12 protein-coding genes are annotated in these 15113 nt (G+C 69.7%); 5 read left to right on the top strand and 7 right to left on the bottom strand.

What is annotated here, in order from left to right; genetic code table 11:
- The first annotated feature begins 135 nt into the window (after positions 1 to 135).
- The 4 genes from OG241_RS17175 (at position 136) to OG241_RS17160 (ending at position 4861) form a co-directional block, all read left to right on the top strand.
- Positions 136 to 1674 carry a sugar ABC transporter ATP-binding protein gene (locus OG241_RS17175; RefSeq protein WP_405816307.1) on the top strand — a complete coding sequence of 513 codons (1539 nt, stop codon included), beginning with the start codon at positions 136 to 138 and terminating at the stop codon, positions 1672 to 1674.
- Entirely contained in the window at positions 1671 to 2792 is a 1122-nt protein-coding gene (locus OG241_RS17170) for an ABC transporter permease (RefSeq protein WP_405816306.1), read from the top strand. The genes OG241_RS17175 and OG241_RS17170 overlap by 4 nt, the downstream gene beginning before the upstream one ends.
- On the top strand, positions 2792 to 3832 hold the full coding sequence (gene yjfF, locus OG241_RS17165) for a galactofuranose ABC transporter, permease protein YjfF (protein WP_405816305.1): 1041 nt from the start codon (positions 2792 to 2794) through the stop codon (positions 3830 to 3832). The genes OG241_RS17170 and yjfF overlap by 1 nt, the downstream gene beginning before the upstream one ends.
- A 210-nt stretch (positions 3833 to 4042) precedes the next feature.
- Positions 4043 to 4861 carry a hypothetical protein gene (locus OG241_RS17160; RefSeq protein WP_405816304.1) on the top strand — a complete coding sequence of 273 codons (819 nt, stop codon included), beginning with the start codon at positions 4043 to 4045 and terminating at the stop codon, positions 4859 to 4861.
- Positions 4862 to 4930: 69 nt separating this feature from the next.
- On the opposite strand, the gene OG241_RS17155 is transcribed toward OG241_RS17160, so the two are convergent.
- The 5 genes from OG241_RS17155 to OG241_RS17135 all read right to left on the bottom strand — a co-directional run bounded on the left by OG241_RS17155 (position 4931) and on the right by OG241_RS17135 (position 9879).
- Positions 4931 to 5764 (bottom strand): ABC transporter permease, encoded by an 834-nt coding sequence (locus tag OG241_RS17155; RefSeq protein ID WP_405816303.1) that lies wholly within the window; start codon positions 5762 to 5764, stop codon positions 4931 to 4933.
- Positions 5761 to 6540: an ABC transporter permease gene (locus OG241_RS17150; RefSeq protein WP_405816302.1), complete on the bottom strand. Its 780-nt coding sequence runs from the start codon at positions 6538 to 6540 to the stop codon at positions 5761 to 5763. Before OG241_RS17150 ends, OG241_RS17155 begins: the two co-directional genes overlap by 4 nt.
- Positions 6537 to 7397: an ABC transporter ATP-binding protein gene (locus OG241_RS17145; RefSeq protein ID WP_405816301.1), complete on the bottom strand. Its 861-nt coding sequence runs from the start codon at positions 7395 to 7397 to the stop codon at positions 6537 to 6539. Before OG241_RS17145 ends, OG241_RS17150 begins: the two co-directional genes overlap by 4 nt.
- 94 nt (positions 7398 to 7491) lie before the next feature.
- Positions 7492 to 8598 (bottom strand): ABC transporter substrate-binding protein, encoded by a 1107-nt coding sequence (locus OG241_RS17140; protein WP_405816300.1) that lies wholly within the window; start codon positions 8596 to 8598, stop codon positions 7492 to 7494.
- Between the two features lie 843 nt (positions 8599 to 9441).
- Complete coding sequence (locus tag OG241_RS17135; protein ID WP_405816299.1) at positions 9442 to 9879, bottom strand: MarR family winged helix-turn-helix transcriptional regulator; 438 nt, start codon at positions 9877 to 9879, stop codon at positions 9442 to 9444.
- Positions 9880 to 10000: 121 nt separating this feature from the next.
- Between OG241_RS17135 and OG241_RS17130 the strand changes: the two genes are divergently transcribed.
- Positions 10001 to 11029, top strand: a complete 1029-nt coding sequence (locus tag OG241_RS17130; RefSeq protein WP_405816298.1) for an NADP-dependent oxidoreductase — start codon at positions 10001 to 10003, stop codon at positions 11027 to 11029.
- A 114-nt stretch (positions 11030 to 11143) separates the two neighbouring features.
- Here OG241_RS17130 and OG241_RS17125 read toward each other — a convergent pair whose 3' ends face one another.
- Both OG241_RS17125 and OG241_RS17120 read right to left on the bottom strand, forming a co-directional pair.
- Positions 11144 to 12331, bottom strand: coding sequence for a serine hydrolase domain-containing protein (locus OG241_RS17125; RefSeq protein WP_405816297.1), 1188 nt, complete (start codon positions 12329 to 12331; stop codon positions 11144 to 11146).
- Positions 12328 to 14943 carry a M14 family zinc carboxypeptidase gene (locus tag OG241_RS17120; RefSeq protein ID WP_405816295.1) on the bottom strand — a complete coding sequence of 872 codons (2616 nt, stop codon included), beginning with the start codon at positions 14941 to 14943 and terminating at the stop codon, positions 12328 to 12330. Before OG241_RS17120 ends, OG241_RS17125 begins: the two co-directional genes overlap by 4 nt.
- Between the last annotated feature and the right edge of the window lie 170 nt (positions 14944 to 15113).

The following is a 15113-nucleotide window of genomic DNA, read 5'->3' as shown; positions in this document are numbered from 1 at the left end:
CATCGGCAGGGAGCCCTCGACCGACCGGACCCTCCGTACGGAGGACGGTCCCGGGGGGCTCCCTGCGGGCCTGGACGCCATCGCGGGCCCGACCAAAACAACCGTGGGCCTGAACGAGATTCAAGGAGCGCTGCCATGGCAGAGCCGCGGCCCGTCCTGGAGATGACGGGCATAGTCAAGGAGTTTCCGGGGGTACGGGCTCTGTCGGGTGTCGACTTCCGGCTCTTCCCCGGTGAGATCCACGCCCTGATGGGCGAGAACGGAGCCGGTAAGTCCACCCTCATCAAGGTGCTGACCGGCGTCTACACGCTGGACGGCGGCACGATCACCCTCGACGGGACGACCGTGCGGATCGGCAGCCCGCTCCAGGCGCAGCAGGCCGGCATCAGCACCGTCTACCAGGAGGTGAACCTCTGCCCCAACCTGTCGGTGGCGGAGAACATCTTCATCGGACGTGAACCCACCCGCTTCGGCCGCATCGACTGGAAGCGCATGCGCAAGGACGCGGCGGAGCTGGTCGACCGGCTCGGCCTCGACATCGACGTCGCCGCGCCCCTGTCCTCGTACCCGCTGGCCGTGCAGCAACTGGTCGCGATCGTACGGTCGGTGGGCACCGGCGACAGCGACGGCGCCGGAGCCGGCACCAAGGTGCTGGTCCTCGACGAGCCGACGTCCAGCCTCGACCGCGACGAGGTCCTCGAACTGTTCCGCCTGATGCGGCAGCTCCGGGACGAGGGCGTGGCGATCCTGTTCGTCTCGCACTTCCTCGACCAGATCTACGAGATCTGCGACCGTATGACCGTCCTGCGCAACGGCACCCTCGTCGGCGAACACCTGGTCAGCGAGCTCGACCAGGTCGGACTGATCCAGCTCATGATCGGCAAGGCCATGGACCAGCTGGAGGGGCTCCACGAGCACCAGCTGCACGCCGAGGTCGGCGAACCGCTGCTCGAAGCGGAGGGCCTCGGCCGGACGGGCGGTATCGCCCCCTTCGACCTGGAGGTCAAGAAGGGCGAGGTCCTGGGCCTGGCGGGCCTGCTCGGCTCCGGCCGTACCGAACTCGCCCGACTGCTCTTCGGCGCCGACCAGCCCGACAGCGGCAAGCTGACCATCGGCGGCAAGCAGATCTCCATGAGCGCCCCGAACGACGCCATCGGCGCCGGGGTCGCGTTCTGCTCGGAGAACCGCAAGTCCGAGGGCCTGGTACCCGACCTGACGGTGCGCGAGAACATCATCCTCGCCCTGCAGGCGGCCCGCGGCTGGACCCGGCCCATCCCGGCCGCCCAGCGTGACGAACTCGTCGCCAAGTACATCAAGGCGCTGGACATCCGGCCCGCCAACCCGGAGGCCCGGGTAGGGCAGTTGAGCGGCGGCAACCAGCAGAAGGTGCTCCTGGCCCGCTGGTTGATCACCCAGCCGAAGCTGCTGATCCTGGACGAACCGACGCGCGGCATCGACGTCGGCGCGAAGGCGGAGATCCAGAAACTCGTGGTCTCGCTCTCCGAGGAAGGCATGTCCGTGCTGTACATCGCGGCCGAACTGGAGGAGGTACTCCGGCTCAGCCACACCATCGGCGTACTGCGCGACCGCAAGCTGGTCGCCCGGATCGCCAACGGGCCCGAGATCACTCCCACTCGGATCCTGGAGACCATCGCGAGCGGAGAGCACCAGTGACCACCCCAGCGACCCCCACTCCCCGCCTGCGAGCGCTGACGCAGCACAACCTGTTCTGGCCGGTGGCCGTGCTGGTCTTCCTGCTGCTGATCAACGTCCCCTTCACCCCCGGCTTCTTCTCGATCAAGATGACGGACGGCCACCTCTACGGCAGCCTCGTCTCGATCGTGCTGTTCGGTTCGCCGCTCATCCTGGTGGCGGTCGGTATGACCCTGGTCATCGCGACCGGCGGCATCGACCTCTCCGTCGGCGCCGTGGTCGCCATCACCGGCGCCCTGACCTGTTCGTACATCAGTGACCAGGCCGACCAGGACTCCCTGGCCGGAGTCTTCCTGGCCATGGGCATCGGCCTGGTGGCAGCGGTCGTCTGCGGTCTGTGGAACGGCTTCCTGGTGGCCCGGATGGGCATCCAGCCGATCATCGCGACCCTGATCATCATGGTCGCGGGCCGAGGCGTGGCCCAGCTGATCACCGACGGCCAGATCATCACCATCAACAGCGAGCCGTACAAGCTGATCGGCGGCGGCTACTGGCTGACCCTGCCGTTCTCCATCTTCGTGGTGGCGGCGGTCGTGGCCGTCACGGTGGCCCTGACCCGCCGCACCGCCCTCGGCCTGCTAGTCGAGGCGGTCGGCGGCAACGCCGAGGCCAGCCGCCTGGTCGGCATCAGGTCCCGCCGTATCAAGATCATGTGCTACGTGTTCTGCGCGCTGTGCGCCGGCATCGCGGGCCTGATGATCAGCTCCAACACCTCGGCGGCGGACGGCAACAACGCCGGTCTGTGGATCGAGCTGGACGCGATCCTCGCCGTCGTCATCGGCGGTACCTCCCTCACCGGCGGCCGGTTCTCGATCGGCGGCACGGTGGTGGGCGCCCTCGTCATCCAGACCCTGACCACCACGATCTACACCATCGGCGTACCGACCCAGACCAACCTGGTCTTCAAGGCCGCCGTCGTCATCGTCGTCTGCCTGCTGCAGTCCCCGAAGTTCCGCACCAAGGTCTTCGGCGGGAAGTTCGGCTCCGGATCCGGCGCGAAGGGCGGCGGCACGCCGGCCGCCACCCCGGCGGACACCGCCCCGACGACCGCGGCAGCCCCGAAGATGGAGGTGTCGTGATGAGCACGACCGCCCAGCCCCCCAAGACCCGCAACAACCCCGCGACCGGGTCCGCCTCCACGGCGTCCAAGGCGGCGCGGCTGCTCGGCGACCGGCGACTGCCCGTCGTGGCGACCGCCACGCTCTTCGTCGTGATGTACCTCGTGGCCCTCGGCCGCTACCAGAACTACGGTTTCGGCGAACCGCAGGTCTTCCTCAACCTGTTCATCGACAACGGCTATCTGCTCGTCGCCGCGGTGGGTGCCACCTTCGTCATCCTCACGGGCGGCATCGACCTCTCCGTGGGCTCGGTGATCGGCTTCACGACCATGCTCACGGCATGGCTGGTGGAGAAGCAGGGCCTGCCCATCCTGGTCGTCATCCCCATCGCGCTGGGCGTCGGAGCCTTCGGCGGCTTCCTGATGGGCTATGTGATCCACAACTTCGAGATCCAGCCCTTCATCGTGACCCTCGCCGGACTGTTCCTCTTCCGGGGTCTGTGCCTGGTCATCAGCAAGGAGTCGATCGCCATCGACGACTCCTCCGTGAGCAGCATGGCGCAGGCGCAGGCACAACTGGGCGTGGGCTTCCTGTCGATCGGCGCGATCATCGCGCTGGTGGTGCTGGCCATCGCCTTCTACGTCCTGCACTACACCCGCTTCGGCCGCCGCGTGTACGCCATCGGCGGCAACGAGCACTCGGCGATGCTGATGGGCCTCCCGCAGGGCGGCACCAAGATCGCCGTGTACACGGTGAGCGGCTTCTGCTCGGCGCTGGCGGGTCTGCTCTTCACCCTGTACATCCAGTCCGGTGACCCGCTGCACGCGACCGGCATGGAGCTCGACGCGATCGCCGCGGTCGTCATCGGCGGCACACTGCTGACGGGCGGCTCGGGCTATGTCATGGGCACCCTGTTCGGCGTCCTCGTCCTGGGCCTCATCAAGAGCATCATCCAGTTCGAGGGCACGCTCAGCTCCTGGTGGACGAAGATCGCGACGGGCGTGCTGCTCTGCGCGTTCATCCTGATCCAGCGGGCCATGACGGCGCGTAAGAAAACCTGAGCCGCGAGAGAAGCTCTCGGGAGAAGATCTTCGGTCCGGAGCGGTCCGTCGCGTGTACGCCACGTGACGGACCGCTCCGGCGTGTCAGAAGTTGGCACGGAATGATCGGCCTTGACCTCAACTGGGCAAACCCAAAACGCAAGTTCCGCACGGAATATTCACAGTGACCCCTAGGAGCGGCCCCCGTAAGGAACTTATTCTTCCCGCGTCATGGACTACTGCCAGCAGTGCCAAAGGCACCTCAACGGCGCACTCGCCTGCCCGGGGTGCGGCTCATCGATCGCACCTCTCCAGGCGTACCCGGAGGAGATCGGCGCGCGCCCGGAAACGGACGCGGACGACTCGGCGGGTGCTGTCGAGGAGGCGGTACGTCCTGGGCGGGCGGCGGCCCGTAAGGCGGGCCGCGGACGCGGCCGGGAGACGGCCTCCGCCGCCCCGGCGGCGGAAGACGCCGACGAGTACGACGACGCCGACGAGTACGAAGACGACACCGACGCCGAAGCCGACGACGCCGGGCAGCCGGCCGGCAGCCGACGGGACCGCAAGGCCGCCGCGCACCGGCGGCGCCGGAAGCGGACGCTGCTCGTCGTCGCGGGGTTCGTGCTCGCGGCGGGCGGGCTGAGCCTCGCCGAGCTGGGTACGGACGCGCCGGGCTCGAACCCGAACGCCGCGGCGGCGGACGGCGATTCGGCGGACGGCACGACGCCGAAGTCCGGCGCCACGGAGACACCCCTGTCCGACGAGAAGCCGTCCTCGTCGGGCGAGGACGGGTCGGACTCGCCGTCCCCGGACGCGTCGGCGTCGCCGTCCGCGTCGGAGAGCTCGGGATCACCGTCACCGTCGGTCTCACCGAGCAGGAGCAAGGACGCCCAGTCGGCGCCGATCGGTACGGCGCCCACGCCGACGAGGGGTGAGTCCTCGACCCCGACGGACCCGGCGACCCCGTCCACGGACCCGACCTCCGCCGACCCGACGCCGGAACCGTCACCTTCGGAGACCTGCGAGCAGTTTCTCTGGTGGTGCACCTGAGCGGGCGGTTCGCTTCGTTCTCCGCGTCGGTGAGCTGATCGTTCCGGGTTTCCCTGCGGCCGGTCGGGGCTATGTGCCCGGGCGGATGTTGGGCGCGAAGCGGGCCAGGGCGACGGTCTCGATGGCCCCGATGGTGTTGTACGCGAGTGCGGACACGGCGGTGAGGACCGCGACCGAGGCCCAGAGGTGGTCGTAGTCGAAGGTGGAGGAGTCCTTGAGCATGGCGTAGCCGAGGCCCTGTCCGGTGGAGAGCCATTCGGCGAGCATCGCGCCGATCAGGGCTCCGGGGACGCCGACGCGGGCGCTGGTGAAGAACGCGGGGACGGCGCTGGGCAGCATGACCTTGCGGACGACCGTCCAGTCCCCGGCGCCGTACGCGCGGCACAGGTCGGCCGCCTGGCGGGAGGCCGAGCGCAGGCCGAAGGTCATGGTGACAAGGGCGGGGAAGAAGACGATCAAGCCGCTGATGACGGTGGTGGCCATCAGGCCGCGCCCGAAGACGAGGGTGATGAGCGGGGTCATCGCCACCAGGGGCACGGACCGCACGACGACCGCCATCGGCAGCAGCGCCTGCTCGACGCTCCGCACCAGGACGAAGACGACCGCCACTCCCACGGCCGCCGCGAGCCCGGCGACGAAGCCGAACCCGGCGTCGAGCAGCGTGCGGCCCAGACCGGAGGAGACCAGGGAGCGGTGGGCTCCCGCGTCCGCGCCGGTGAACAGGTAGTGGAAGATGTCGACCGGTGACTTGGCCACCAGTGGGTCCAGGTCGTAGACCTGCAGGAAGATGATCCACAGGACGATGACGGCCGCCATGGTCACGACCACGTTGAGCAGCGGGCGCAGCACGCCCGCCGCGAAGCGCAGCGCGGGGGCTGTCGGCGTCTCGGTCGGGGTGCTCATGCGTGTCCGCCTTCCACTGTCGTCGTGCGCGACCACGGCAGGGCATAGCGGGAGACGAGCCCGACCGCGCCGTACGCGATGCCTGCCACCGTGCCCGAGACCAGGGCGATGCCCCAGGTGCGGGGTACGTCGAGCTGTTGCTGGGCGATGGTCATGGCGATACCGAGCCCGCTGTCCACGCGGCCGAGGTACTCGCCGATGATCGCGCCGAGCAGTGCCGCCGGCCCGGCGATCTTGAGCGCGGCCAGCGTGCTGGGCAGCGCGGCGATCAGGCGGACCCGCAGCATCTGCTGCCAACGGCCGCCGCCGTAGGCACGTACCAGGTCCAGCGAGGCGGGGTCGGCCGAGCGCAGTCCGAGGAGTGCGCCGACGAGGGTGGTGAAGAAGACCGACAGCCCGGCCATCGCCGACATCGGCTTGTCTCCGTCCAGGACGAGGGAGAGGATCGGGCCGATCGCCACGATCGGCAGGCAGTAGGAGGCCACGGCTATCTGCGTGACCACCCGCTCCAGCACGGGCACCAGCAGCACCAGCACGGCCAGGCCGAGCGCCAGTCCGTTGCCGATCAGGTACCCGGTCAGGGCCTCGCCCACGGTCTGCGAAACATGCGGGCTGTAGAAGGTCCAGCCGTCGTCGTACACGCTCGCCACCACCGCCCAGGGGGTGGGCACGCCGTCCCCGGGGCCGAAGACCGTGGTGGCCAGCAGCGACCACGCCCCGATCAGAGCCGCGATGCCGACGGCCCCGCCGGTCCAGGCGGAACGCCGCGCACTCATGACGCCTCCGCCGCGGGCGCGGCGTCGTCGGAGACGTCGGTGCGGCCGAACAGGAGTTCCGACAACTGGTCGGCGTACGCGTGGAACTCGGCCGAGCGCATCATCTCCGGCGTACGCGGCCGGGGCAGGTCGATGTTGACGACCTCCACGATCCGGCCGGGCCGGGGGGACATGACGGCGACGGTGTCGCTGAGCAGCACGGCCTCGTTGATGGAGTGGGTGACCAACAGGGTGGTCACCGCGCGGGCCTGCCAGATGCGCTGGAGTTCGAGGTTGAGCCGTTGGCGGGTCATGTCGTCCAGGGCGCCGAACGGCTCGTCCAGCAGGAGCACCTTGGGGTCGACGACCAGCGAGCGGGCGATGGCGACGCGTTGCCGCATGCCGCCGGAGAGCTGGGCGGGGCGGGCCTTCTCGAAGCCTTCGAGGCCGACCAGTTTGATGAGGTCGGAAATCGCCGCGGGGTCGGCCTTGATGCCGCTGATCTCCAGCGGCAGCCGTATGTTGGCGGTGACCGAGCGCCACGGCAGCAGCGCGGCGTCCTGGAAGGCGATGCCCAGGTGGTGCCGTTTGCGGGCCGCCTCCGGGTCCTCGCCGTGCACGAGCGCCGTACCGGAGGTGGGGCTGTCGAGCCCGGCGAGGATCCGCAGAACGGTCGACTTGCCGCAGCCCGACGGCCCGAGCAGCGCGAGGAACTGGCCCTCGGCCGTGTCCAGGTCGACGCCGGCCAGTGCGGGAACGTGGTGCCGGCCGAGCTTGAACTGCTTGCTCAGCCCGCGCAGGGACAGCCCGGTGCCGGACGGCACGGAGCCGTCGGGTGCGTCGCCGGATGCTTCGGGGACAGCGGCTTCGGTACTCATCAGTTGGCGACCTCGGTGTGCGGTACGGGTGCGGGTACAGGTAGGGAAAACCGGTACCGGCGGGCCGACGGGCCGCACCGGTACCGCCGGATCCTCAGATGAGGCTGGGGTTCTCCTTGTAGATCTCTTCGATGATCGAGAGGTCGAAGAGCTTCTCGGCGGTGATGTCGAGGCCGCCGTACTTCAGCGTCTTGATGTTCTCCTCGACCAGCTCCGGCGTGACCGTGAACAGGCCGTTCTTCTCGGTGTCGGCGCTCACTATCAGCTTGCTCTCGTCCTTGGACTCGAGGGTCTGCTCCTCGGTCGTCAGCCCGAGCCCCTTGCCGTACGTCTCCGCCGCGAGCTTCGCACCGAGCCCCGGGTCGGCGATGTTCGCCTTCCAGCCCTTGATCTCCGCGCGCAGGAACGCCTTGAGCAGGTCGCGCTGGTTGTCGATGGTGTCCTGGCGGACGCAGTACGTCTCCGAGACCAGCGGGTAGCCGGTGTCGGCGAGCAGCATCGTCGCGACCTTGAAGCCCTTCAGGCGCAGCGTGTTCGGCTCGTTCGTCACGAAGGAGAACCAGCCGTCCACGGTGCCCTGGGTCAGGGGCAGCGGGTCGAACTGCACCGGCACCTTCGTGATCTTCGATTCGTCCAGCCCGGTGGCCTTGACGTACGCCGCCCACACGGACTCGTTGCCTGCCTGGATGCCGATCTTCTTGCCGTACATGTCCTGCGGCTTGACGATCGGGTTCTTGGCCATCGACATGATGCAGAACGGGTTCTTCTGGAACTGGGCGCCGATGATCTTCAGCGGCGCGCCCTTGGAGACGGCGGCGCCGGTGATGTCGGGGGCGCTGATCGCGACGAGGGCCTTCTTGGTGACGACGTCCGTCTCCATCGGCGTCGCGGACGGGCCGCCGCCTATCAGCGTGACCTTCGAGAAGCCCTCGGCCGTGTAGTAGCCCTTGCTGTCCGCGATGTAGCTGCCCGCGAACTCGACGTTCTTGATCCAGGACAGCCGCAGCGTCAGCTCACCGAAACTCTTGGCACCGGAGGACGAGGAGGCCCCGGAGGAGGCCGACGACGAGTCGGAGTCGCCACAAGCGGCGAGCAGCGGGCCGCCGAGCAGCACGGCACCGCCGAGTTGCAGTCCCCGCTTGAGGAAGAGGCGGCGATCGGCGGCGGCGAACGCTCTGTCACTGCTCGTACTTCTGGTCATGGCGCGCGTTCCTTTCACTGGCCGGGTGGGCTCCGGCTCATGACGGGCAGGAAAAACATGGGTCTGGCGTGGCCCGGACATTGCCGGGCCGGTCTCCGGTCGGGCGGCGACCTGGGGTCGAAGACCCCGGGTCAGAGGCCGAGGAGGAGTTCGGGGGTGCGGCGCGGGAACAGCGGATGGTGATCCGGTCGCCCGCCGCGCGCTCGTCCGCCTTCCGGACCTCGTCGCGGTGGCCGGGTTCGGCGGCCAGGACGGGGTCAGGCAGGCGCCGCGGATGCCCTGCTCGCAGGACAGCTCGACCTCGACGCCATGGGCGGTGGCGACTTCGCCGCCGGCACCGTTTCCGGCGGGTGACGGAACTGCCGGGGCGAAGCGTTCGGTGTGGAGCCGGCGGCCGAAACGGCCCGGCAGGCACCGGTGAGGCGCACACGCCAGGGCGACGGCGCAGGAAGAAGCAGGTGGCGAAAAGCGTGCGGCGACAGGCCTTGCCCCGGGATAGCGACACCGGAGAACCACGGCCCGGGCAGGGCGCCGGCCGCGGTCATCGGCACGAGCTCAGGCGTGAGAGCACTCGGACGCCGGATGTGAGCCGTGTGCCACGCGTCCGCGCGTCCAGGCCGACTGGTGGGCACGGCACCGGAGGTCCGTACCGCACTCGCTGACAAGGCTCATCGCGCTTCCCTCCGTGCTCAGTGCCGACTGTCTGTCGCCGGACGACCAAGCAGAGAGTGACTCAGAGAGATTGCCCAGTCATTCCACGTTTGTTACTTACGGATTGCATGCCCGGTTTTGACCGCAGCTTCTGCGGTGGGAGGTATACGCATGGCGGATGTGAAGCAGCCTCTACGCCTCCACCATCCGCACCAGCAGCCCCCGCAACAGCACCCGTTCCTCCTCCGACAGCCCGGCCAGCGGCTGGCGCGCGAAGTCCAGGGAGTCGCGCAGGCTCCGTGCGACCCGGCGCCCCTCGTCCGTGCAGGCGGCCAGCTTCACCCGGCGGTCCGACGGGTCGGGGCGGCGCTCGACCAGGTCCCGGGACTCCAGGCGGTCCACTATCCCGGTGACGTTCGACGGCTCGCACCGCAGCTTCCGTGCCAGCTGCCGCATCGGCAGCGGACCCAGCGAGAGCAGGCTCAGTAGTCGCGCCTGTGCCCCGGTGAGGGAGTGCCGGGTGGCCGCCTCCTCGTACTCCTCGTGATAGCGGGCCACGACCGCGCCGATGAGGTCGACGACCTCCAGGCTCAGGGGGTCCATGCGACGGGTCTTCTCCGGTGTGGCCATGCTCTTCAGGCTACCCCTTTACTTGACACCCTGAAATATTCAGGAGCATTATTGTTTCACGTACTGAAGTATCTGAAGCAATCTGAGCCGTAGCTACGCAGCCGCACCGGAAGGCCCCCTCATGTCCGACACCCCCACCCCCGCCCTTCCCACCGTCAACCGCGAATGGCACCTGCGCAGCCGTCCGGTCGGCCGGCCCAAGGCCGAGGACTTCGCGCTGGTCGAGGCGGCGGTCCCGCAGCCTCGCGAGGGCCAGGTGCTGGTGCGGAACCTGTACGTCTCCGTGGACCCCTACATGCGTGGCCGGATGAGCGACGCCAAGTCGTACGTCGCCCCCTTCGAGCTGGACAAGGTCATGCAGGGCGGGGCCGTCGGCGAGGTCGTCGCCTCCAACGCGGAGGGCTTCTCGGTCGGCGACCACGTCCTGCACTTCCTCGGCTGGCGCGAGTACGCGGCGGTGAACGCGAAGGACGCCGTCAAGGTCGACGCCGACGCCGCGCCCCTGTCGACGTACCTCGGTGTGCTCGGTATGACCGGCCTCACCGCCTACGCGGGCCTGCTGCGCACCGCCTCCTTCAAGGAGGGCGACGTCGTGTTCGTGTCCGGCGCCGCCGGTGCGGTCGGCGGCCAGGTCGGGCAGATCGCCAAGCTCAAGGGCGCCTCCCGGGTCATCGGCTCCGCCGGGTCCGACGAGAAGGTCAAGCTGCTGGTGGAGGAGTACGGCTTCGACGCCGCCTTCAACTACAAGGACGGGTCGGTCAGCAAGCAGCTCCGTGAGGCCGCCCCCGACGGCATCGACGTGTACTTCGACAACGTGGGCGGCGACCACCTGGAGGCGGCCATCGGCGCCCTCAAGCACGCCGGCCGGATCGCCATCTGCGGCATGATCTCCGTCTACAACAACACGGAGCCCGCCCCCGGCCCCAAGAACCTCGCCCGCCTCATCGCCACCCGCGGCCGTATCGAGGGCCTCCTCGTGGGCGACCACTACGACCTCCAGTCGAAGTTCGTCGAGGAGGTCGGCGCCTGGGTCCGCTCCGGCGAGCTCAAGTACCGCGAGACGGTCGTCGAGGGCATCGAGAACAACCTGGAGGCGTTCTTCGGGGTCCTGCGCGGCGACAACACCGGCAAGATGATCGTCAAGCTCTGACCTCTGACCTCTGATCTCTGACCTCTGAGCTTCGGCATCCGAGCCGCCGGCGACCGGCCGCACCCCTGGACGTGGGGTGCGGCCGTCGTCGTGACGTCGTGACCGCCGCGCGGGTCAGCCGCGCAGCGCCGCCGCGTGTAGGGCCCGCACGAAACGCTCGTTCTCCGGCGCCGCTCCGCCCGGGAAGGCGAACCGGCGCCGGGTGTAGCCGTAGGCCAGACCGCTGTGCGGGTCGGCGAAGGCCTGCGAGCCGCCCGCCCCGCTGTGGCCGATCGTGTGGGCGCCCAGGAACGGGTAGGCCACGTCCGCGGTCTTCTGGAAGCCCAGGCCGAACGACTTGTGGGTGCGGGCCACCAGGTCGTAGCCGACCGAGTGGAACTGGCCGAACTCCGCCACCGTGTCCGGCTTCAGCAACGGCGCGTGCTCACCGACCTCACTGATCGCCGCCGCGTACAGCCCGGCCAGCCCACGCGCCGACGCCACCCCGCCGACCGACGCCGGCCCCTTCTCGCGGACCACCCGGTGGTTGGGCAGCGACTCGAGGTCGGTGGGCTCGGCCCCGTTGCGGTTGAAGGCGATCGACGCGAGCGTGTGCGGTCCGGAGGGCTGCGAGTCGAGCAACTCCCGTTCCTCCGGCGTCGGCAGCATCGGCTGCACGGTACGGAAGCGCGGCTCCAGCGCCTCCGGCAGCCCCAGATGGAAGTCGAGGCCGTACGGGGCCCGCACCCGCTCCTCGTGGACCTCCTGGAGCGTACGGCCCGTGGCGCGCCGGACGACCTCGCCGGTCAACGCGCCAATGACCAGGGCGTGGTAGCCGAAGGCGCTGCCCGGCCGCCAGAACGGGCGCTGGTCCGCGAGGCGTTCGGCGATCACCCGGTCGTCGGCCAGCTCCTCCAGGGTGAACCCGGCGTCGCTGCCGACCAGCCCGGCCCGGTGCGCGATCAGGTCGCGCAGGGTCAGCGCCGCCTTGCCCTCGGGGGCGAACTCCGGCCAGTAGTAGGTGACTTTGCGGTCCAGCTCCAGGGTGCCCTCCTGGACCAGCAGGGCGACCACGAGATGGGCGGCGCCCTTCGTGGACGAGTACACCCCGTAGAGGCTGTCCGGCCCGAAGTCCGGTTCGGTGTCCGGGCCCGCCCACAGGTCGACGACCCGCCGACCGTGCACATACGCGCACAACTGGCCCTCGTAGTCGGGCAGTTCACCGGCGACGAAGGCGGCGAACTCCTCCCGCACCGCCTCGAAGCCCTCGGCGACCGTGCCCCGGACGGACCGTCCCGCGGCCTCGGTGATCTCCTGCGTCATCGGCTCTCCTCACTCGACGTACCGATCGGCGCGGTCGACGGGCTCGGCGCGGTCGGCAGGCTCAGCAAAGCACGTGCCACCTGTGCGAACTCCCCCTTGGGGTGGTCCCGGAACAGTGGCTCGGTGCCGAACAGCACCGCGTGCGGCCCGCTGACCACCGACGCCTGTCCCGCCGCCGCGCCCGGACCCCCGGACCCGTCCGCGAGCGGCCGCCAGTGCCCGGAGACGACAGGATTCCCGCTCCCGTACGACTGGTCGACGCGCACACCGGGACCCAGGTCCGTGAACCAGACGGGCGCGTACACGAACCCGTGGTCCGGCGCCCCGCCGGTGACCGGGCTGCGGCCCGAATTCACCACCCGGACAACGCCGTTGGCATCCCCGTTGCCCTCGACCGGCTTCGCCGCCAGCAGCCCGGCGGCGGAGTTCAGCGCGGCCCCGGAGGCGCCCCGGCCGACCAGTCCCCGGGAGCCGAGGAAGGCGTCGAGCGCCTTACGGGCGGCCGGGTTCAGGTCCGCGTACTCCACGTCCTGCGACACGAACAGCACATCCACCCCGGCCCAGTCGAAACCGGCGTTGAGGACGGCCGTCGACACCGGCGTCACCTCGAAGTTCATCTCACGCAGTGCGAACAGCTCCCCGGGTGTGACGGCCGCGGCGACCCGGGTGCGACGCAGGACGGAGACTCCGGCCACCTTCGTCGCGTCGAAGGCCACGTCGTACGTACGGGCCGCAGCGAGCGCCTGCTTGCGTGCCGACGCCGGGACGATCGCACTGCCGTCCGCCGCCCGCCGTACCGAAACACCGCCCCGCAGAAGGGAGTTGAGCGCGGCGATCTCACGCGGATCGTCGAGCCGCAGTCGCAGATCGCCGTACGGAGCGACATACCCGACCGGCGCGGCAGTGCTCACCGCCCGCAGAGGTACGCCCAACAGGCCGCCACCGACGACCGGTTGGACGGTCGCGCCCCACAGCCGGCCCAGGCTCCAGCCCGAGATGTCGTACATCACCGAGACCTTGTCGCTGATGTCCCGCCCGTCGGCGAGCAGCACGTTCGCGAGTCCGCGTTTCGGCTGGCGCATGTCGACGACGTACGAGCCCTTCGCGTACGTCCGTCCGCCGAGCCGGAAGGCGTGGCTCGCGCGGGAGACCCTGATGTCGTTGGCGAGCAGGTGGTCGACCAGCCGGGCGGCGGCGGGCGCGGACCGCTGGGCCGGGGCGCCGGCCGGAATGACGTACGCACGGGGGAATCTGGTCGTGTAGACGTCCTCCGGCCCGATACCCGGAACACCGGGGACGGTCGCCGCCGACACAGGCACCTGCGCGGCCCCGGTGGCCCCGCGCCGGAAGACCTCGATCTGGTCGGCGATCAGTGAAGTCCGGTGATCCTGCACGTAGTTGAAGGTCGCCGTGATGGCGGCGCCCGCCACGGCGGTGTTGATCGCGGACCGGCGGCGCAGCTCGGCGACCGAAAGGGTGTCGTAGGCCCGGTTGTTGACCGTCATCGGGATCTCCACGGTGTGCGCGGCGACCGTGCCGTGGAAGGCCGCGTACTGCGGGGTGAAGATCGGCGGCCAGTCGTCCCAGCCCTCCTGCTGATCACGGAACGGGATCTGGACGGGCTCGACACCGTCCTTCGCCGGTGTGTAGCCGAGGCCGTTGACGGCGGCCTCCATCCCCAGGGCGTTGGCGTAGGTGTTCTTCAGGAAGAGGTCGTACTCGTAGTTCTCGCCGTGCGGGGGAGTGGTCGGCTCGATGAGGGTGCCGTTGACGTATCCGTGCAGGTCGAGCATGACGGTCGGCTGCTTGTCGATCTCGATCTGCCGCATCGCCCGCCCCTCGGGCTGCGAGGAGGTGACGAAGTCCCGGTTCAGGTCGAACCCGTTGGCGTTGGCACGGGTGCCGGCGATACGGCCGTCCGGGTTGGCGGTGATGTTGAAGTAGAGCCGGCTGTGCGCGAGCAGGTCCCGGGTCCTGGCGTCGGTGGCGGTCGCGAGCCGCTCGACGATCTTCAGGGAGGCGTCGGTGCCCTCCCACTCGTTGCCGTGGATGTTGTTGTTGACGAAGACGGGAGCCTTGTAACTCCGCCTGATCGCAGGGCTCTTGGCGGCGACCGAGGGCGCGTTCTCGATCAGCTCGCGCATGCCCTCCTGGGCGCGCGTCTGGGCCGCGCTCTCCGGCGCGGTGACCGTGACGAGATAGAGCCGGTGCCCGCCCGCCGAACGGCCCGCGACCTCGACGCTCACCCGGTCGCCCAGCCGCTGAAGGGCGTTCAGCTTGGGGGCGATGGCGTGGTACGGGGTCAGACCCAGCTTGATGGACTTGTCCGCCGGGTTCACCGGGTCGGGGGACAGGGTCTGTTCGCGCGGGTAGCCGCGCCCCTTGTCGCCGAGGCCGGTGACGGGGGCGGCGAGAGCGCGCCGGGCGGCGCCGACGGGAGCGGTGGCGGCGCGCTCGCCGGCCAGGGACCGCTCGTCGCCCGCCCCCTCCCGGGTGAGGGGCTTGCGGTCGGCGGTTGCGGTGTGGGGGGTGAGCAGGAGCGAGCCCGCCGTGGTGACGGCGAGGGCCGCGAGCAGAACAGGGCTGAGCGGAACGGGGCTTGTGCGACGCACGTGTAGCTCCTCCAGTGCTTCCTGTGCCTTCTGTGCTTCCTGGGCTTGCTGTGCTTCTGTGCTTCCTGGACCTCTGGGATCGGTACGCGAGATGTACCTTCCCGACTCACTGCCAACAAGAGGGCCTTCACGCCACACGTCCCCCGGACGGATCACGCACCCCCGATAGA

It is taken from the genome of Streptomyces sp. NBC_01390 (assembly GCF_045040105.1).
Classification (GTDB): Bacteria; Actinomycetota; Actinomycetes; order Streptomycetales; family Streptomycetaceae; genus Streptomyces.
Note: the sequence above shows the minus strand (reverse complement) of the source record. Positions and strands in the feature narration are given on the sequence as shown.